This window comes from Truepera radiovictrix DSM 17093, from assembly GCF_000092425.1.
Taxonomy (GTDB): Bacteria; Deinococcota; Deinococci; order Deinococcales; family Trueperaceae; genus Truepera; species Truepera radiovictrix.
In genome coordinates this window covers 1369838-1387080 of record NC_014221.1, presented here as the reverse complement: position 1 = coordinate 1387080, position 17243 = coordinate 1369838, and the positions used below count along the sequence as shown (strand labels likewise).

Genomic DNA, 17243 nt, shown 5'->3' with positions numbered 1-17243 from the left:
TGGTCGCCCCCACCGCGCCGCGCGCGCCGCTACGCATACTGGATCCTCGGGTCGATCAGCGCGTAGGAGAGGTCGACGAGGAGGTTGACGACGACGAAGACGAAGGCCACGAAGATCACCCCGCCTTGGATGATGGGATAGTCGCGCGCGGCGATAGCGTCGTAGATCCAGCGCCCGATCCCCGGCCACGAGAACACCGTCTCGGTCAGAATAGCGCCCGACAGGAGGCTGCCGAACGACAGCCCGACAACTGTCACGACCGGTAGCAGGGCGTTGCGCAGGGCGTGCTTGTTGACTACCAAGCGTGGCTGCAACCCCTTGGCGCGCGCCGTGCGGACGTAGTCCTGACCGAGAACCTCTAACATCGCACTCCGCGTCATCCGCACAACGATGGCTAAGGGGATCGTGCCCAGCGCGATCCCCGGCAGCACGAGGTGGCGCAGCGCGTCCCAGGCGATATCCGGGCGGCCGCGCAACAACCCGTCGAGGACGAACAGGCCGGTGATCGGCCGCAGGCTCAGCGAGACGTCCAGGCGCCCCGAGGGCGGAAACCACCCTAGGTTGACAGCGAAGACGTAGATAAGGATGATCGCCAGCCAAAAGACGGGGAACGACACCCCGGAAAGCGCCCCAAGCATCAGCGCCGTGTCGAGCACGCGGCCGCGGTGAAGCGCCGCTAGGACCCCCGCCGGGATACCGACGAAAAGCGCGAAGAGCATCGCGGCCACCGCCAGCTCAAAGGTCGCCGGAAAGCGCTGCGCGAGCCCCGCGCGCACGTCGATGCGGGTAAAGTACGAGCGGCCCAAGTCGCCCGTGAGGGCGCCGCCGACAAAGGCGAAATATTGGGAATCCAAGAGCGCCGCCGGGTTCCCCGTCTCGCGGGCCCTTTGCAGGTTGAAAAAGAGCGGGCGGTTAAGGCCGAGCTGCTCTTGAAGCCGCGCTCGAGCCTCGGGCGAAGCGCGCTCGCCCAGGATCAGGAGTGCGGGGTCGGCGGGGACGATGCGCGTCAGCGTAAACACGAGCAAGCTGACACCGACGAGCACGGGGATAAGCCCCAAGATGCGCCGAACAAGATACCGCGTCACGAAAGCTCCTCGAAGCGAGACGATACAAGGCTGCGAAAGCTAGAGGGTGGGCGTGCCCACCCTCACACGTTAGTCCTTGGTCACCGTGCTAAAGGGTACTGTGCTCCCCAAAGGGCTCGGCATAAAGCCCTCGACGCCCGCGCGAACGGCGTTAAGGACCGGGTTGTGCGCGACCGGAATCGAGGGCACGGCTTCGTGGACGCGGCGGTTGACCTCCGCGTAGAGCTGCGCGCGCACCTCCTCGTCGGGCTCTTGGCGCGCCTCTTCGAGCATCTGCGCGACCTCGGGGTCGTTCCAACCCAGGTCGCTCTGCTGCTGCGCGGCGCTAAAGAAGGTGTAGAGGAAGTTGTCGGGGTCGGCGAAGTCGGCGCTCCAACCGAGCATGTACATGGGGAACGCCCCGGTCTGGTAGCTGTCGAGGTAGGTCCCCCAGTCCTGCGTCATCAAGCTCGCCTGAATCCCGACGTCCGCGAGGTACGAGGCCATCGCCGCGGCGATGGGTTCGGGCGCCGGGAAGTAGGGGCGCGACACCGGCATGTACCAGAGCTCGGTCGCGAAGCCGCCCTCGTAGCCCGCCTCGGCGAGCAGCTCGCGGGCGCGTTCGGGGTCATAAGCGTAGGGCTCGAGGCTCTCGTCGCGGCCGATGAGGCCGGGCGGCACGAACTGCGTGGCGACGACCGCATCCTCGCCGAAAAAGGCCGCCACGATCTCGTTCCAGTCGATCGCGTGGGCGACCGCTTGGCGCACCAAGGGGTCGTCAAACGGTTCGTTGGCCTGGTGCATCGCCAGGTAGCCGACGTTGAGGTTGCTCTCAGCGGTCACGACCTCGAGGTTGGGGTCGTTTTCGACCGTCGCGCGGTCGTCCGGCGAGAGGTTGACGGCGATGTCGATGCTCCCCGCTTGCAGCTCGGCCAAGCGCGCGGTCGGGTCCTCGATACCGCGAAACACGAGGCGTTCGACGCCCGCCGCGTCGCCCCAGTAGTCCTCGAAGCGCTCTAGGGTGACCTGAGAGCCGTCGACCCACTCGACGAAGCGGAACGGGCCGGTGCCCACCGCGCCGACGGTCGGCGTGCCGTAGTCGGCGCCCGCCTCCCTGATCGCCGCCGGGCTATGCATCCCGAAGTACGACGACGAGAGCGCCGCCGGCAGAAAGCCCATGGGGCGCGTGAGCACGAGCTCGAGGGTGTACTCACCTATGACGTTGGCCTCGCTCAGCACGGCCGCTTCATCCCCCAAAAAGCCCCCGAAGACGTACCCCCACGCTTCGTAGGTGGCCCCTTCGTCGCGGAAACCGAACTCGAACTCGGGGTCGTTCCAGCGGTCGAAGTTAAATTTCGCCGCCTCGGCGTTAAAGGGGGTGCCGTCGTGGAAGGTCACCCCTTCGCGCAGGGTAAAGGTCCAGACCGTCCCCTCGTCGTTGCTCTCCCACGCGGTCGCCAGCCCCGGCATCAGCTCGGTACCCCCCGGTTCGACGAAGACGAGGTTTTCGAGCACCTGGTACATCACCGTCAGCGAGTTTCCGTCGGTCGCCGCGTTCATGCTGACCGGCAGGCCGCTCTGACCGAAAACGAGGGTCTGCGCGCTCCCCGACCCGAGCGCCAACAACGCCGTCAACGCCGCCACAACTCGTTTCACCTTGACCTCCAGGATGTTGCACTGGTCGACGCGCCGCGTGGCCCCCACCCCCGCCTACCGGTCCCGCACCACCCCCGGGGTGGTGCGGTAGCCGCACCCCCAAGCGCCACACGTCCGCAGTCCAATGCTCACCGAGTCTAGCACACGCCGCGCGGCGAACCGCGGCGTCAGGGGCCGCTCGCGGAGACCGCCGCGCGGCTTGGGGCGCCCCTAAGCGGGGACGAGCACCCCGTCTTGCAGGCGAAAGCGGGCGTCGACCCGTTCGACGAGCCCCTCGTCGTGCGTCACCATCACCACGGCGCTCCCCTCCTCTTGGGCGAGCTGCGCGAGGAGTTCGTAGACGCTTCTGGCGCTGACGCGGTCCAAGCTGCCGGTCGGTTCATCGGCGAGCACGACGCGCGGACGGTTGTAGAGGGCGCGCGCGACGGCGGCGCGCTGGCGCTCCCCGCCGGAGAGGCGCCGCGGCAGGAACGAAGCGCGCTCTAATAGCCCCGTGCGCGCCAGGAGGTCGCGGCCGCGCGCCTCGTCGACGCGCCCTCGCAAGCGTCCCGACAGGGTCACGTTTTCAAGCACCGTCAAGTCCTCTAGCAGGTAGTGATGCTGAAAGACGAGCCCGAGCGTCCGGGCGCGCTCGCGCGCGAGCACCCCCTGCGGCAACCCCTGCACCTCGCGCGCGCCCCACAGCACCACCCCGCTGCTCGGCCGGTCGAGGCCACCCAAAAGGTGCAGCAAGGTGCTCTTACCCGAGCCCGAAGGCCCCAAGATGGCGACGATCTGCGCCGGCGCGACCTCTAGGTCGACCCCCCGCAAGACGTGTAAGGGGCCCCCCGGCGTGGGGAAGGTGCGGGTCAGCTGGCGACACGCGAGCGCCCTCACCTGCGCAGGTTCGTACGTCGGGGCGGGTGGGTTCACGCTCCGCACTATACCGCGCTCCGAAAAGGTATCTTTTTTCACACGCTATGGTAGGCTTTCAGCAATGACCCGCCCTGCTCCCCTTTTCGGGACCCCCTCTCCGGGCGCCCCGCGCGTCCACCGACACGTCACCGGTTGAGGTCTCACGATGCGCACTGCTGACCCCACCTTCCTCGCGCAGGTTCCGCTCTTTCACAAGGCCCCCGCGCGCGCCCTCGAGATCGTCTCCGAAGCCGTGCAACCCCGCACCTTCGACGCCGACACCGTGCTCTTTCGCGAGGGCGACCGCGGCGAGGTGCTCTACATCCTCCACAAAGGCACCGTCAAGCTCTTTAAGATCGACCTCGAGGGCCACGAAAAAACGCTCGCCATCCTTAAACCCCCCGAGTTCTTCGGCGAGATGGCCCTTTTGGGGGAGGGGGGGCGGAGCGCGACGGCGGTGTGCTTGCGCGAGACGCACGTCTACTTGCTCTTTAAAGACGACTTCGAACGGCTCCTAAGGGAGTACCCGAGCATCAGCCTCAACGTCGCCAACACCCTGTCGCAACGCCTTCGGGGGATGGGCGACGAGGCGCAGGTGCTCTCCTACAAAGACGCCCAGGGGCGAGTCGCCTACGTCATCTTGCGCCTCTACTGGGGGGGGCACATCGACTTTGGCGAGACGGGCCACGCCCTTTTACGCCTGACCCACCAGGAGCTCGCGAGCCTCGCGGGGACGAGCCGCGAAACCGTGACGCGCGCGCTTAAAGCGCTCGAGGAGGAGGGGGTCATCAGCACGCGCCCCAAAGAGGTGCTCATCAAAGACCCCGACGGCTTGGAGGAGATCCTGCACGGCGTCCGCTAGCCGCTGCGGCGGTTGCGATGTGGCGCAGCCTAGAAGGGCCCCAAGCGCGCCTCTAACGTCGCTTTCACCCCCGGCCACTCGCGCTGCAAGATCGCGTACACCTTGGTGTCGCGCAGGTAGCCGTCGCGCATGATCCGCTCGGCGCGCAGCGTGCCCTCGTAGACGGCGCCCAGGCGTTCCAGCGCGCGCTGCGAACGCACGTTGCGCGTGTCCGTGTAGAAGTAGACGCGCAGCAGCTCGAGGGTCTCGAAGGCGAAGCGAAGGAGCAGGTACTTGCTCTCGGGGTTGACCCCGGTCCCCTGGACCTCGGGCGCGAGCCAGGTATACCCGAGCTCGCAGTTGCGGTGGTCCAAACGCACCTCGGCGAGGCGGCTCGTCCCGACGACCTGGCCTTCGCGCACGAGGGCGAAGGGGTAGGCCCGACCCGCCTCGCGTTCGCGAAAGGCGCGCTCGAAGTAGGCCTCTGCCTCCGCGTCGGTCGTCGGCGTCGAGGTGTAGCGGTAGTGTTCGGCGTGGGCTTTGGCGATCGCCATCAGGGGCGCTACGTGCTCCCGGGCGAGCGGCTCGAGCCGCACGGTAGGACCGGTGAGGACCAGGGCGTTCACGACGCCACTCTACACCCGCGACCCCCCCCTGCCTAGCCGAGCTCGGGGCGGCCTACGTGGCTACGTGGGCACCTTTGCGGCCGCTGCGCTCAGCCCCAGCTGCTTAAGGTCGAACTCCATCGGGACGATCTCGGCGTGGTCGACCGAGCGCTGCACGCCGAGCATGCTGGTAATGACCACCGCGTGCGACACCACGATCAGGGTCTCTAGGTGGCTGTAACGGCGCAACACCCCGAAGACCCGCTCGCGCACCTCTTCGACGCTCTCCCAACTGCGCGCTTCGGGCGGCGGCGCTCTGCGCTCGGCGACCGGGACGCGGCGCTCTAGAGCCGCCGGGCGGTGCGGGTCGGCGCAGACGCGCCGGTCGGGAAAGGGGATAAAACCCGTGTAGTAGCTGAGCTGCTCGTTGGCGTGACGGATGATCTCGTCGTCCATCTCGCCCAAGGAGTCCTTCTGCGGGAGCCATTCGTGCAGGTCGTACTCGACGTGAAGCGGTTTGTCGAGCGCGCGTGAAAGCCGCGCGGCGGACTCGAGCGCCCGCGCGTACGACGACGTCAAGATCGCCTCGGCCTCCTGCAGGCGGTAGTCGCTCGCGATGACGTCTATCTGCAACCTGCCGCGCGCGGTAAGCGGCGCGAACGAGCGCGCCCAACCGCGCACCCCGCGGGCCTCGAGGCTCGCCCAATCGGTCTCGCCGTGACGGACGAAAAAGAGTTTCACAGCGCCCTTGGCGCCGCTCGGGAGCGAGCGCAGCCGCGACGCGCGGCTCCAGGCGCAACCGACCGACCCGTCTGCCCACCCCACACGGGTCGGCGCCCCACACTTCGGCTTCGCCCCCGTCGGCTTATAGCGTGCATCTGTCGAGGCCCCGGCGCCTCCATGACTCACTCCTTTACCGCAAGATTGGCTGCGCCCCATTAGAGGGCGCCGCGCTCCGCCTCCCCCCAGCACCTTTAAACGAGGCGTAGCGTCCGGCAAGAGCGTCCCGGTGCCCCCCGAGGCGTGGCGCTAGCCTAGCAGGGGGCGGCTGGGCGAGCTATGTAAAGCTTTACTTTACCCGCCTCTTTAGTTTACCCCCTCGCAGCTCGTGGGGCACCACGTAGCAGCAGGCACCACGAGCACCCAAGGAGCTGCGGCGCCGCGAGCACGCCGCACCCCACGAGCGCTGTGTGCCAGCTAGGGTCAGCCAGAGCGCGATCGAGGGCGCTTCGGCTCGCTCGGCCCGCAAAACCCACGCGGCTGCGCGGTGACCGCTAGCCGCATCTGACCGGCTGCGCCCTCGCAAGGCGGGTTTGGCGACCGCGCTCCCGAGATTTGTGAGCGGCGTTCGCGCCTCGTGCCGTTTTGGGGCGGCTTTACGGCGCGCACGTACCTATGCTAGAGTGGCCTTTGGTCTTGTGAACGGCTGGCCCCGACTCTCCCGGTCGTCACCAAGCGCCCTGAAGACAAATCAAAAGAGGATGTGAACGTGAAAACGTACTTTCCCAAAACCGCCCAAAACGGTTGGGTGCTCGTCGACGCCGAAGGGCAGACGGTCGGGCGGCTAGCGACGAAGATCGCTAGCGTGCTGCGCGGCAAGCATAAACCTGACTTTACCCCAAACCAGCTCTGCGGCGACTTCGTCGTCGTCGTCAACGCCGACAAGGTGGTCTTTACGGGTAACAAGCTCGACCAAAAGGTCTACACCCGCTACAGCGGCTACCAAGGGGGCCTCAAAAAGACCACGGCCCGCGCGGCGCTCGCCAAACACCCCGAGCGCGTCCTCGAGCACGCCGTCTGGGGGATGCTGCCGAAAAACCGCCTGGGCCGCCGGATGATCCGCCGCCTCAAAGTCTATAGCGGTCCCACGCACCCCCACAGCGCGCAGCAACCCAAGGAGATGAGCCTTTAATGGAACAGTATTACGGTACGGGACGCCGCAAGGCCGCCGTCGCGCGGGTGTTTTTGCGCCCCGGTGCGGGCCGCATCGTGGTTAACGGCAAGGAGTTCCAGGACTACTTCCGCGGCATCTTGGTCGGCGTGCAAGCCCTCGAGCCCCTTAAAGTGACCGGCACCGCCGGCCGCTACGACGCCCTGATCACGGTCAAGGGCGGCGGTCCGAGCGGTCAAGCCGACGCCATCAAGCTCGGCGTCGCCCGCGCGCTGGTTGCCGCTAACCCCGAGTTTCGCGCGCGCCTCAAACCCGGCGGTTACCTCACGCGCGACGCCCGCGAGGTCGAACGCAAAAAGTACGGCCTGCGCAAAGCGCGCCGCGCGCCGCAGTACAGCAAGCGCTAACGCCCTCGGCAGACGACGCGCAGAGGTTGGGTTTCGGCTCAGCCTCTTTTTTTGGCGGGTAGCACCTGGTTGGCGACGCCCTCCCGCGAAACGGCGTCGCCCTGCACCCACCTTCAGAGTCAACGGTGGTACCGGTAGCAAGTGCAACCCCTCTTCGGCCGGTGGCGCTCGTGGCGGGTCGTCCGCCGACATCGCGCTCGCGGGCCGCGCCCCTTAGGACGCCCCATGGATCTCTTTCAGGCTGCTGTTTTAGGTGTTTTGCAGGGTCTCACCGAGTTTCTACCGATCTCTAGCTCCGCGCACCTGCGCATCTTCCCCGCGCTCTTCGGTTGGAAGGACCCGGGTGCGGCGTTTACCGCCGTTTCGCAAATCGGCACCGAAGCGGCCGTGATCCTCTTTTTCTGGCGCGACCTGCTGCGCATCGGCCTTATGTGGTTGCGCTCGCTCTTTCGCCCCGCGCTCCGCCAAAGCCTAGACGCCCGGATGGGTTGGTACATCCTCGTCGGTACGCTCCCCATAGGCGTCCTGGGGCTGCTGTTCGAGGCGCAGATCGACACCGTGGCGCGCGACCTGCGGCTTATCGCGGGGACGCTCATCGGCCTCGGGGTCGTTCTTTTTATCGCCGACCGCACGGGGCGCCACCACAAGCGTTTGGAGGAGCTCACCGTACGCGACGCGCTCCTCTACGGCTTGGCGCAAGCGCTGGCGCTCGTGCCGGGGGTGTCGCGCTCGGGGGCGACGATTAGCGCGGGGCTCGCGCTCGGCTACGAACGCGCCACCGCGGCCCGCTACGCCTTTTTGCTCGCCATCCCGGCGGTCGTCACCTCCGGGCTCTACAAGCTCCCCGACGCGCTCGCCGAAGGGGGCGCGGGGCTCGCACCGACGCTGCTCGCCACCCTTCTCGCGTTTGTCACCGGCTACGCCTCGATCGCCTGGCTGCTGCGTTTTGTCAGCACGCACTCCTACTTGCCTTTCGTGCTCTACCGCGTCGCTCTGGGCGCTACCGTGCTCGCGTTCGTGCTCTTTGGCGGGCTCGAGCCCCTCGACGTGCTCGTCGACGCCGGGCCGCCGCGGTAGCTGGTCGTGGCGCCTAGGTTCTGTTGACACTTTAACGAGCGTAGATGCTAGAAATAGGTATGAGCACGGTAGAACTCAGGCAAGACCAGTGGCGAAAAATCCTCAAGTTTCTACGCGAGCACCCTCGGGTACATGTGGGCAAAGCGCGTAAGTGCAAACGCTTTATCGAGGCTGTGATGTGGATGGACCGCAGCGGCGCACAGTGGCGCTTGTTGCCAGAGAAGTATGGCAGTTGGAACAGCGTCTACAAACGCTTTGACCGCTGGAGCGAGCGGGGAGTCTGGCATGAGATGTTCGAGCATTTTGCCGCCGACCCCGATATGGAAAGCGTAATGATTGACAGCTCAGTGATTCGCGCACATGCTTGTGCTGCGGGCGCACCCAAAGTAAAAGGGGGCAAGAAGCGCAAGCCCTCGGTTACAGCAGAGGTGGGTTCAGCAGCAAGATTCACGTAACCGTCGATGCTTTGGGCAATCCTTTGCGTCTCTTGCTCACGGCAGGTCAAGCGCACGAGGCACCTCACGCTGAGGCCTTGCTGACGGGGTACGAAGCCGACTTCGTTCTTGGCGACAGAGGCTACGACGCCGAACACATCCGCACCACTATCGCCGAGAACGGAGCACAAGCGGTTATTCCACCCAGGTCAAATCGCAAAGACCCCAGCGCGTATGACCCGGAGCTTTACAAAGAACGCCACCTCATCGAATGTTTCATTGGCAAGCTGAAACACTACAGACGTTGCTTCTCGCGCTTCGACAAGCTCGCTCGCAATTACCTCAGTTTCCTCCATTTTGCCTCTACCCTCATCTGGCTACGGTGAAACGTCAACAGAACCTAGCTTGGGGCTCGTAAAACACCTCTAGACGCCACGGGTCACAAGCCACACCTTCCCTTACGCATAACGGCGGCTTCTAAGGGTCTGGGCTAAACTAGAGAGACTTTGGGAGGTCCCATGACTGTCACACGCATCGCCCCCTCACCGACCGGCGACCCCCACGTCGGCACGGCCTACATGAGCCTGTTCGACTACGTGTTCGCCAAACAGCAAGGGGGCACCTTTATCCTCCGCATCGAGGATACCGACCAGAAGCGCTACCGACCGGAGGCCGAAGCCCGCCTCTACGAGGCGCTGCGCTGGCTCGGCCTAGAACCCGACGAGAGCCCCGAAAAAGGGGGGCCTAACGCCCCTTACCGCCAGTCCGAACGGCGCGCCCTCTACGCGCGCTACGCCGAGCAGCTCCTCGCCGAGGGCAAAGCCTACCGCGCCTTTGAAACCCCCGAGGAGCTCGAGGCCATCCGCCTCGAGCTGCAGGCCAAGGGCCTCGGCCACGGTTACGACGGGCGCGCTCGAGCGCTCTCCAAGGAGGAGTCCGACCGCCGCGCCGCGGCCGGCGAGCCCTTCGCCGTGCGCCTCGTGACCCCGGACGAGGGGGAAACGGTCGTGCGTGACCTTTTGCGCGGCGAGGTTCGTATCCCCAACCGCGAGGTGCCCGACGCCGTGCTCTTAAAGAGCGATGGGCTGCCGACCTATCACCTCGCGGTGGTCGTCGACGACCACCTCATGGGGGTGACGCACGCGGTGCGCGGTGAGGAGTGGCTGCCGACCGCACCGATTCACGTGCTGCTCTACCGGGCGTTCGGGTGGCCCGAACCGGTGTGGGTGCACATGCCGGTCTTGAAAAACGCCGCCGGTAAAAAGCTCAGCAAACGCAAAGACGACACCAACCTAGAGTCCTACCGCCGTCAGGGCATCCTCCCCGAAGCGTTTTTAAATTACCTCGCCACCATGGGGTGGAGCATGCCCGACGGGCGCGAGTTTTTCACCCTAGAGGAGATGATCGCGCACTTTTCGTTCGAGCGCGTGTCGCTAGGCGGCTCCATCTTCGACCCCAAGCGGCTGCGCTTTTACAACGCGCGCTACCTGCGCGAGCTGCCCCTCGAGGAGCTCGCGCGGCGGGTTAAACCCTTTTTGCAGGAAGCGGGCCTCTCGTGGAACGACGAGGACTACCTGCTCGACGTCCTCGAAGTGCTCCGGCCGCGCGCCGAGACGCTGCGCGACTTTGCCGAGCACCCCTACTTCTTCACCGAGGACTTCGCCTACACCGACGAGGCGAAGAAAAAGCTCAAGAGCGGCCAAGCCTACCTTGAAGACCTCGAGCGCGCCTTTGCCCGCCTCGACTCCTTCGACGAGGACTCGGTCGACGACCTGCTCCACGACTACGTGCAGTCGCAGAGCGTCGGTATGGGCAAGGTGTTGCAACCGCTGCGGGCCGCGCTTACCGGCACAACCCACTCGCCGGGGATGACCGAAGTCGTGAGCCTTCTCGGGCGCGAAAGGGTCCTCGGGCGCCTCGGGCGCGCCCTGACCGCGCTGACCCAAGGGCTCCCCGACGATAGGCCCGTCAAACCGCCCAAAGACGCGCACAGCGCGGATGAAAGTCGCGAAGGGGCGCCCCTATAATGTCGTGGTTCGACCGCCTTAAACGGGGCCTCGGCAAGACGCGCGACGTGCTCACGACCGACGTGCGCGACCTCGGCTCGGTCTGGGAGATGCCGTGGGACGACCTCGAGTTCGCCCTTATCGGCGCCGACACGGGTTCTAAGATCGCCGCCGAGGTCGTCGCGGAGGCCAAACGCGAGCGCGAACGGGGCGTCTCGTTTCGCGAAGCCCTCGAAAAAGCCCTTTTGGATCAGCTCGAGCCCGACCGGATGCGCCAAAAGCTGCGGCGCGTCGGTTTTACCCTCGACGTCACGCGCCACACCGTCGAGGTGAGAGGCAGCGTGGTCATGGTGGTCGGCGTCAACGGCGTCGGCAAAACCACCACCATCGCCAAACTCGGGCAGTACTACACCGAGCGCGGTCGGCGCGTGATGTTCGCCGCCGGCGACACCTTCCGGGCCGCCGCCACCGCGCAGCTCGAGGTCTGGGGGGAGCGCCTGGGCATCCCCACCGTCACCGGCCCCGACGGCTCCGACCCGGGCGCGGTCGCCTTTAACGCCGCGCAGCAGCGCCGCGCCCGCGGCTACGACCTCCTGTTCGTCGACACCGCTGGCCGCCTCCACACCAAGCACAACCTCATGGAAGAGCTTAAAAAGGTCAAGCGGGTGATCGCCAAAGCCGACCCCGACGAACCCAAGGAGGTCTGGTTGGTCCTCGACGCGGTGACCGGCCAGAACGGGCTCGCGCAGGCCAAGAAGTTTCACGAGGCGGTCGGGCTCACGGGCGTGATCGTCACCAAACTCGACGGCACCGCCAAGGGCGGTATCCTGCTCCCCATCGTGCGCGAGTTGGGGCTGCCGATCAAGTTCATCGGCGTCGGGGAGAAGGCCGAAGACCTGCAACCCTACGACGCGGCGGCCTACGTCAGGGCGCTTCTCGACATGCCGGAGCCGACGGCTGCTTGAACCCCCCCCCTACGCGCTGGCGTTCGGGTTCTGGGAGCGCTTCGCGCAGCGCAGCGAGGCGCTCGGAAGGGGGCGCGCGCTCGTCAACACGCTCGCCCCCTTCGTCCTCGCCAACGCCCTCTGGTACCCCGACGCCGACGCGGTCGCCCGCGCGCCCGCCTTTTACGCGGCGCAGGGGGTAGACGCGTCGGTCGTGCTCGACGCCGGTCTTTCCCAGAGCGACCTATCGGGGGCGCTGCGGGGGGCCGGTTTTACCCGCTGGGCGCGCCTTTCCTGGCAGCCCCTCGAAGCGCCCACCGCGCCCCCGACGGCGGGCGAGATCATCACCGAACAGGTGAGCTGGGCACAGGCGCGCGCCCTCGGCGAGGTGCTCGCAGCCGTCTACGGCCTCCCCCCCTACGGCGCCGCCGCGGCACAGACCGCCGCGCGGGCGCTGCAGCAAGGGGCAGACCTCGAGGCCTTCGTAGCCTACCGCGACCGGCCGGTCGGCGCGATGGTGACGCTCAGCGCAGCTGGCATGCTCTGCGCTCCTATCCTCGAGGCCGCTAGCGACGAAGCCCGCGCGGCGCTCACCGCGCGCCTCGCGTTCGAAGCGGACGCGCGCGGTCTGCGCGCCTACCTGTTCACCTACCTGTTCAACCGTGTTCGCTGCGACCGTGTCAACCGTGAAGCTCTAGCGGCGAGCGGTCTCGAGGTCTGGTGTCTACGCTCCTGATCACGGCGACCGCGCTCGAGGCCGCGCCGCTCAAGGCACTCCCCTGGCGGGCGCGCCCTTTCCCGCTAGGCGAGCTCTACGCGCTGCCGGGTGGGCTCTACCTCGCCCACCTGGGGGTCGCCAAGGTCAACACCGCCGCCGGGCTCGCTTTGGCCCTGCAGCAGCTCGCCCCCGAGGCCGTCGTGCAGTTCGGCGTCGGCGGGGCGTTCGCCGCCTCTGGCCTCCCCCTCGGGGGGGTCGCGGTCGCGAGCGGCGAGGTGCACATGGACACCGGCGTGCAACTAGAGCGCGGCTGGCAGGACATGGAGGCGCTCGGTTTCCCCCTCTTGCCGGGTCCCCCACCCCGCTTCAACCACTTCCCCACCGACCTCGCGCTGAGCGCCGCCCTCGCCGAAGCGGCGCGCGCGCCGCGCGTCCTTTTCGGCACCTCGGAGTGCGTCACGGGCAGCTTTGGGGCCGCAGCGCGCCTCTACGCGCGCTTCGGCGCCGCCATCGAGTCGATGGAGGGCGCCGCCGCCGCGCAGGTCTGCGCCGCTCTCAAGGTGCCCTTCGCCGAGGTGCGCGGCGTCAGCAACCGGGTCGGCGAACGCGACAAGGCCCGCTGGGACCTCCCCGGCGCCGTCAGGGCCGTGAACGCCGCTCTGAAGGCGTTTCTCGACCTCTAGGGGGGTGGATGACGTAAGCGAAGACGTAATAGGCGACGTTGACGCAGAGCAGGACAAAGCTCAGCAGCCAGAGCGTCGTCGCGACGACCAGCAGCGCTCCGCCCAGGGGCGTCGCTGGGGGGCCGCCGGCAAGCCAGAAGAGGGCGACGAGGGCCCCCAGCGCCAGCAGGTGAAGAGCGGTCAAGAGGACGCTGACCTTGCGTTTTTGTGACCGCGTGCGGCCGAGCTCGAGCATCCCCATGGGTTCAGCCTACCACAAGGCGCCGGGCCCCCCACGCACACCCAGACGCGACAGCCGGTACACCGCCCCCCCTGCCGAAAGCCGCCTTCAGCGACTTGGTATACTCCCCCCATGCCACTTCTTACCGGACTCGAGATCCTCGCGGCGGCCCGCGCGGGCGGCTACGGCGTCGGCGCCTTTAACACCAACAACATGGAGATCACCCAGGCCATCCTCGAGGCAGCTGAGGAGACCCGCAGCCCCGTGCTCTTGGCGCTCTCCGAAGGGGCCATCAAGTACGGCAAACGTCAGCTCGTCGACATGGTCATCCACGAGGCCAAGCGGGCGACGGTACCGGTCGCCGTGCACCTCGACCACGGCTCGTCATATGAGTCGTGCATGCAGTGTATCGAATGGGGCTTCTCCTCGGTGATGATCGACAAATCGCACGAGGACGAGGCGACCAACACGCGCGAGACGAAGCGCGTGGTGGAGGCCGCGCACGCCGTGGGCGTCACGGTGGAGGCGGAGATCGGGCGTCTGGGCGGTATCGAAGAGCACGTCGTGGTCTCCGAAGAGGAGGCGATCCTCACCAAACCCGACGAGGCCGAACGCTTTATGCAGGCGACCGGCGCGGACTACCTGGCCGTCGCCATCGGCACCTCGCACGGCGCCAACAAGGGCAAGGGGCGCCCTTTTATCGACCACCAACGCATCCAAGAGATCGCCGCGCGCATCCCCAACCCGCTCGTGATGCACGGCGCGAGCGGCGTGCCGAACGCCCTCGTCGAACGCTTTCGCGCCTCGGGCGGCGAACTGCAGTACGCTTCTGGGATCCACGACGAGGACGTGCAAAAAGCCATCGAGCAGGGTATCGCCAAGATCAACACCGACACCGACTTGCGCCTCGCGTTTACGACGCGCGTGCGCGAGGTGCTGCGGCAAAAGCCCGGTGAGTTCGACCCGCGCAAGATCCTGGGGCCCGCCCGCGACGAGATGAAAGAGGTCGTGCGCAAACGCCTCGAGCTCTTTAAGTCGGTGGGCAAGGCGTAGCGACGCGCTGGGCGCAGCCCCGGGGCGTCGCCCAGCGTCCCCTCTTACCTCCGGCGTCCGCTACACTAGACGCCGGAGGCTTTGCCATGACCGATCGGCCGCAGGGGTGGGACTTTGGCGCGGAGGGGTTTGAAGAGGGGGAAAGGTGCCCGCAGTGCGCGAGCACCGACACCGTGACCTACCGCTACCCCGAGGGGTTTTCCGAGCTCGAGTGCCGCAGCTGCGGGTTTTCCACCGAAGCCGAGGCGATCGGCGAACTCACGCGCTACCCCGGCGAGCTGCGCGAGGGGCGGGCGCAGCGCCCCCCCGTACCGCTCAAAAAGCTCGAGGCGTAGCGAACCCCGAGCGGCGCTGCTGGCACCCCACCGCTAGCCGTGACCCGGGCGTCTCACAGGTCATTTTGACAGCCCCTGCACCCACCCCTATAATGCTGCATCAACGGGCGCCCTTGACGACCAACCAGCGCCCAAGGGAGGAGCGAGCCTTTCGGGCGTGGCCTGGTCGCCGCGTCGCCTCACCCCTTCGCCGCTCACAGCCGTCTCGTGCAAGCGCCACCGTCGCCACGGCCCGCCGGAGCCACGCAACCGGCTCGCGCACGCCAAACGCCTGCACTCAACACCTAGAACCTGCGGGAGAATATAAAGGAGTCGACCCCCCAAAACCCCAAATTAGGGTATAGATAGGGCGACATACGTTGAGAGCACGTGAAAGGGAAAAGGGAGAGTGACAGATGGACGTAAGGGTGGTTCTGAGCTCGGACGAGATCATTAGAGGCCTCAAGCACTACCGCCGCATCGCCAAGCAGGACGTGCTGCGCGCGCCCGAGACCGACAACCCCGAAGCGTTTCGCTCGCACGCCGAAGCGCGGCGCAGCGTCTACGCGCAGCTCACCGAGATCGCCGAAACGCAGAGCCCCAGCGCCGTCGTGCACGCTGCGCTCGAGGCCTACAAAGCGCTCCCCTTCGTGAGCGGCACCCCCGACGGGGAGCACGCCGACATCAAGGGGCAGGAGAACGCGCTCGAAAACTTTTTCCTGATGATCGGCCTCGAGCCCAAAGTCCGCCGCGAGGTCCGCAGCCAGCGCCCCAAGCTCGCCCAAGCCGCAGCCAAGTAGACCCCTTACCGAGCGCGTCACGCTGAGCCGCTCGGCGTCTTACGCGCGGGGTGCGTGGACAGTGGGAGCCGCGGGCCCGTCGCCGAAAGATGCGTACCCGACACGGCCCGCGACGGCCGCTGCGTACCCGGCCAGATGCTCGTGCGGGCGCCCTGGCGCGGTACACTAGGCCCCATGACGCTTTCAGACCTCGAGCAGCAGGCCCGGAACACCCCGAAACCCGCAGCGCTCGCGGAGCTCTCGGACAACCTCGTCTTCGGTGAGGGCAACCCCGACGCCGACGTGGTGATCGTCGGTGAGGCGCCGGGCGAGGACGAAGACCTCCTGGGCCGCCCCTTCGTCGGGCGGGCCGGTCAGCTCCTCGACCGCATCCTTGAAAGCGCCCACATCGAACGCGAAGACGTCTACATCACCAACATCCTCAAGTACCGCCCGCCCGGCAACCGCAACCCCAAACCCGAGGAGATCGAGGCGAGCGCCCCTTTGCTCCTAGAGCAGCTGCGGCTGATCCGCCCGCAGATCATCGCGACGTTGGGCAACTTTCCGACGCAGTACTTTGCGGGGACAAAAGAGGGCATCACCAAAACCCGCGGCAGGTGGTTTTCGTGGCACGGCGTGCGGGTGTTTCCGATGTTCCACCCCGCCTACTTGCTGCGCAACCCGAGCCGCGAACGCGGCTCCCCGAAGTGGCTCATGTGGCAAGACATCCGGGCGCTCAAAGCGGCGATCGACGAGCTCGGACCGAAACCCGCCGTGTTCGTCGTCGACACGGCGCGCCAAGAGGGGCTCTTCTAGTGGCCGACCCGCGGTTTATCGGCCTGGTGCACTCGCTTTTAAGCTCTGCCGAAGCGGCCCTCGGCGAAGAGCATAGCCCCATGGCGCGGCACCTGAGCCGCGACGGCCTGCTCGCGCGGCGCACCGGCGAGCGGAGCTTGGGACTGCTGCTCATGCTCCAGGACAAGACCCGCGGCAACTTAGACGACACCGAGCAGAGCGCCCTGCACCACGCGATCAGCACCCTGCAGGCGCGGCTCAGCGCCCCCGGGACGCCTCCCGAGAGGCCCGACGCGCCAAGCTGATGCGGTCGCTTGTGCAACGCGTCAGCTGCGCCCGCGTCGAGGTGGGCGGGAAGGTCGTCGGCGCCATCGGTGCGGGGCTGCTCGTCCTGCTCGGGGTAGGCAGTGGCGACGACGCGGCGCGGGCGGAGGCGCTCGCGGCAAAGGTCGCCAAGCTCCGCATCTTCGGCGACGAAGCGGGCAAGATGAACCGGAGCGTCCGCGACGTCGGGGGGGCGGCTCTGGTGATCAGCCAGTTTACCCTCTACGCCGACGCGCGGCGGGGCAACCGCCCGAGCTACACGGACGCCGCCCCGCCGGAGCGCGCGGAGAAGCTCTACGGTCACTTCGTCACGGCGCTTAAAGGGCAGGGGCTCGAGGTCGCGACGGGGGTTTTCGGCGCCGACATGCAGGTGAGCCTCACCAACGACGGCCCCGTCACCCTGATGCTCGAGCTCTGAACCCTTTAAAATGCGAGAAGTAAAATTTTTAACGCCGCTCCTTCTTTAAGTTATCTTTAGGTGGGTTTTTACCGTTCCAGACGCTTTAGCTGCCACTTTCACGATGGCGCTGTTTCATAT

At 66.9% G+C, this 17243-nt stretch carries 20 protein-coding genes and 1 pseudogene; 15 read left to right on the top strand and 6 right to left on the bottom strand.

Features of this window, described 5'->3' with window-relative positions; genetic code table 11:
- Positions 1 to 29: 29 nt before the first annotated feature.
- The 3 genes from TRAD_RS06425 to TRAD_RS06415 form a co-directional block, all read right to left on the bottom strand.
- Positions 30 to 1085 carry an ABC transporter permease gene (locus TRAD_RS06425; RefSeq protein WP_013177785.1) on the bottom strand — a complete coding sequence of 352 codons (1056 nt, stop codon included), beginning with the start codon at positions 1083 to 1085 and terminating at the stop codon, positions 30 to 32.
- 69 nt (positions 1086 to 1154) lie between these two features.
- A complete protein-coding gene (locus tag TRAD_RS06420) occupies positions 1155 to 2720 on the bottom strand; it encodes an ABC transporter substrate-binding protein (protein WP_041947694.1) in 1566 nt (521 codons plus the stop codon).
- A 210-nt stretch (positions 2721 to 2930) separates the two neighbouring features.
- Positions 2931 to 3641, bottom strand: a complete 711-nt coding sequence (locus TRAD_RS06415) for an ABC transporter ATP-binding protein (protein ID WP_013177783.1) — start codon at positions 3639 to 3641, stop codon at positions 2931 to 2933.
- 139 nt (positions 3642 to 3780) lie between these two features.
- Here TRAD_RS06415 and TRAD_RS06410 point away from each other — a divergent pair, with 139 nt between their 5' ends.
- A complete protein-coding gene (locus tag TRAD_RS06410) occupies positions 3781 to 4476 on the top strand; it encodes a Crp/Fnr family transcriptional regulator (RefSeq protein ID WP_013177782.1) in 696 nt (231 codons plus the stop codon).
- Between the two features lie 29 nt (positions 4477 to 4505).
- Here the strand turns inward: TRAD_RS06410 and TRAD_RS06405 are convergent, their stop codons facing one another.
- Complete coding sequence (locus TRAD_RS06405; RefSeq protein WP_013177781.1) at positions 4506 to 5081, bottom strand: GNAT family N-acetyltransferase; 576 nt, start codon at positions 5079 to 5081, stop codon at positions 4506 to 4508.
- Positions 5082 to 5141: 60 nt separating this feature from the next.
- Entirely contained in the window at positions 5142 to 5801 is a 660-nt protein-coding gene (locus tag TRAD_RS15150) for a histidine phosphatase family protein (RefSeq protein WP_013177780.1), read from the bottom strand.
- A 748-nt stretch (positions 5802 to 6549) separates the two neighbouring features.
- Between TRAD_RS15150 and rplM the strand changes: the two genes are divergently transcribed.
- From rplM to mqnB, 8 genes and pseudogenes are all read left to right on the top strand, one after another.
- Complete coding sequence (gene rplM / locus TRAD_RS06395; protein ID WP_013177779.1) at positions 6550 to 6972, top strand: 50S ribosomal protein L13; 423 nt, start codon at positions 6550 to 6552, stop codon at positions 6970 to 6972.
- Positions 6972 to 7358 carry a 30S ribosomal protein S9 gene (gene rpsI, locus TRAD_RS06390; RefSeq protein ID WP_013177778.1) on the top strand — a complete coding sequence of 129 codons (387 nt, stop codon included), beginning with the start codon at positions 6972 to 6974 and terminating at the stop codon, positions 7356 to 7358. Before rplM ends, rpsI begins: the two co-directional genes overlap by 1 nt.
- Positions 7359 to 7583: 225 nt before the next feature.
- Positions 7584 to 8435: an undecaprenyl-diphosphate phosphatase gene (locus tag TRAD_RS06385; protein ID WP_013177777.1), complete on the top strand. Its 852-nt coding sequence runs from the start codon at positions 7584 to 7586 to the stop codon at positions 8433 to 8435.
- 59 nt (positions 8436 to 8494) lie between these two features.
- Positions 8495 to 9255: pseudogene (locus TRAD_RS15665) on the top strand (IS5 family transposase).
- A gap of 132 nt (positions 9256 to 9387) precedes the next feature.
- Positions 9388 to 10896, top strand: coding sequence for a glutamate--tRNA ligase (gltX, locus tag TRAD_RS06380; RefSeq protein WP_013177776.1), 1509 nt, complete (start codon positions 9388 to 9390; stop codon positions 10894 to 10896).
- On the top strand, positions 10896 to 11840 hold the full coding sequence (gene ftsY / locus TRAD_RS06375; RefSeq protein ID WP_013177775.1) for a signal recognition particle-docking protein FtsY: 945 nt from the start codon (positions 10896 to 10898) through the stop codon (positions 11838 to 11840). Before gltX ends, ftsY begins: the two co-directional genes overlap by 1 nt.
- A 193-nt stretch (positions 11841 to 12033) precedes the next feature.
- Positions 12034 to 12555, top strand: coding sequence for a hypothetical protein (locus TRAD_RS06370; RefSeq protein ID WP_013177774.1), 522 nt, complete (start codon positions 12034 to 12036; stop codon positions 12553 to 12555).
- Positions 12540 to 13220: a futalosine hydrolase gene (mqnB, locus tag TRAD_RS06365; RefSeq protein WP_013177773.1), complete on the top strand. Its 681-nt coding sequence runs from the start codon at positions 12540 to 12542 to the stop codon at positions 13218 to 13220. Before TRAD_RS06370 ends, mqnB begins: the two co-directional genes overlap by 16 nt.
- Here mqnB and TRAD_RS06360 read toward each other — a convergent pair.
- Positions 13177 to 13461 (bottom strand): hypothetical protein, encoded by a 285-nt coding sequence (locus TRAD_RS06360; RefSeq protein ID WP_013177772.1) that lies wholly within the window; start codon positions 13459 to 13461, stop codon positions 13177 to 13179. The two genes, mqnB and TRAD_RS06360, sit on opposite strands and share 44 nt — an antisense overlap.
- A 111-nt stretch (positions 13462 to 13572) precedes the next feature.
- Here TRAD_RS06360 and fba point away from each other — a divergent pair, with 111 nt between their 5' ends.
- From fba to dtd, 6 genes are all read left to right on the top strand, one after another.
- On the top strand, positions 13573 to 14493 hold the full coding sequence (gene fba / locus TRAD_RS06355) for a class II fructose-1,6-bisphosphate aldolase (protein ID WP_013177771.1): 921 nt from the start codon (positions 13573 to 13575) through the stop codon (positions 14491 to 14493).
- Between the two features lie 86 nt (positions 14494 to 14579).
- Entirely contained in the window at positions 14580 to 14828 is a 249-nt protein-coding gene (locus TRAD_RS06350; protein WP_013177770.1) for a hypothetical protein, read from the top strand.
- Positions 14829 to 15223: 395 nt separating this feature from the next.
- Entirely contained in the window at positions 15224 to 15607 is a 384-nt protein-coding gene (locus TRAD_RS06345) for a hypothetical protein (RefSeq protein WP_013177769.1), read from the top strand.
- Between the two features lie 174 nt (positions 15608 to 15781).
- Positions 15782 to 16402: a uracil-DNA glycosylase gene (locus TRAD_RS06340; RefSeq protein ID WP_041947176.1), complete on the top strand. Its 621-nt coding sequence runs from the start codon at positions 15782 to 15784 to the stop codon at positions 16400 to 16402.
- A complete protein-coding gene (locus tag TRAD_RS06335) occupies positions 16402 to 16686 on the top strand; it encodes a DUF1844 domain-containing protein (protein WP_013177767.1) in 285 nt (94 codons plus the stop codon). The genes TRAD_RS06340 and TRAD_RS06335 overlap by 1 nt, the downstream gene beginning before the upstream one ends.
- The gene (dtd, locus tag TRAD_RS06330; RefSeq protein WP_013177766.1) at positions 16686 to 17123 is read left to right on the top strand and encodes a D-aminoacyl-tRNA deacylase; all 438 of its coding nucleotides are present in this window, start codon (positions 16686 to 16688) and stop codon (positions 17121 to 17123) included. Before TRAD_RS06335 ends, dtd begins: the two co-directional genes overlap by 1 nt.
- The last annotated feature ends 120 nt before the right edge of the window (positions 17124 to 17243 follow it).

Coding starts and splice junctions, on each gene's coding strand:
- dtd (WP_013177766.1), top strand. CDS start 16,686: ATGCGGTCGCTTGTGCAACGCGTCAGCTGCGCCCGCGTCGAGGTGGGC.
- rpsI (WP_013177778.1), top strand. CDS start 6,972: ATGGAACAGTATTACGGTACGGGACGCCGCAAGGCCGCCGTCGCGCGG.
- TRAD_RS06345 (WP_013177769.1), top strand. CDS start 15,224: ATGGACGTAAGGGTGGTTCTGAGCTCGGACGAGATCATTAGAGGCCTC.
- ftsY (WP_013177775.1), top strand. CDS start 10,896: ATGTCGTGGTTCGACCGCCTTAAACGGGGCCTCGGCAAGACGCGCGAC.
- fba (WP_013177771.1), top strand. CDS start 13,573: ATGCCACTTCTTACCGGACTCGAGATCCTCGCGGCGGCCCGCGCGGGC.
- gltX (WP_013177776.1), top strand. CDS start 9,388: ATGACTGTCACACGCATCGCCCCCTCACCGACCGGCGACCCCCACGTC.
- TRAD_RS06385 (WP_013177777.1), top strand. CDS start 7,584: ATGGATCTCTTTCAGGCTGCTGTTTTAGGTGTTTTGCAGGGTCTCACC.
- TRAD_RS06360 (WP_013177772.1), bottom strand. CDS start 13,461: ATGGGGATGCTCGAGCTCGGCCGCACGCGGTCACAAAAACGCAAGGTC.
- TRAD_RS06350 (WP_013177770.1), top strand. CDS start 14,580: ATGACCGATCGGCCGCAGGGGTGGGACTTTGGCGCGGAGGGGTTTGAA.
- TRAD_RS06410 (WP_013177782.1), top strand. CDS start 3,781: ATGCGCACTGCTGACCCCACCTTCCTCGCGCAGGTTCCGCTCTTTCAC.
- TRAD_RS06340 (WP_041947176.1), top strand. CDS start 15,782: ATGACGCTTTCAGACCTCGAGCAGCAGGCCCGGAACACCCCGAAACCC.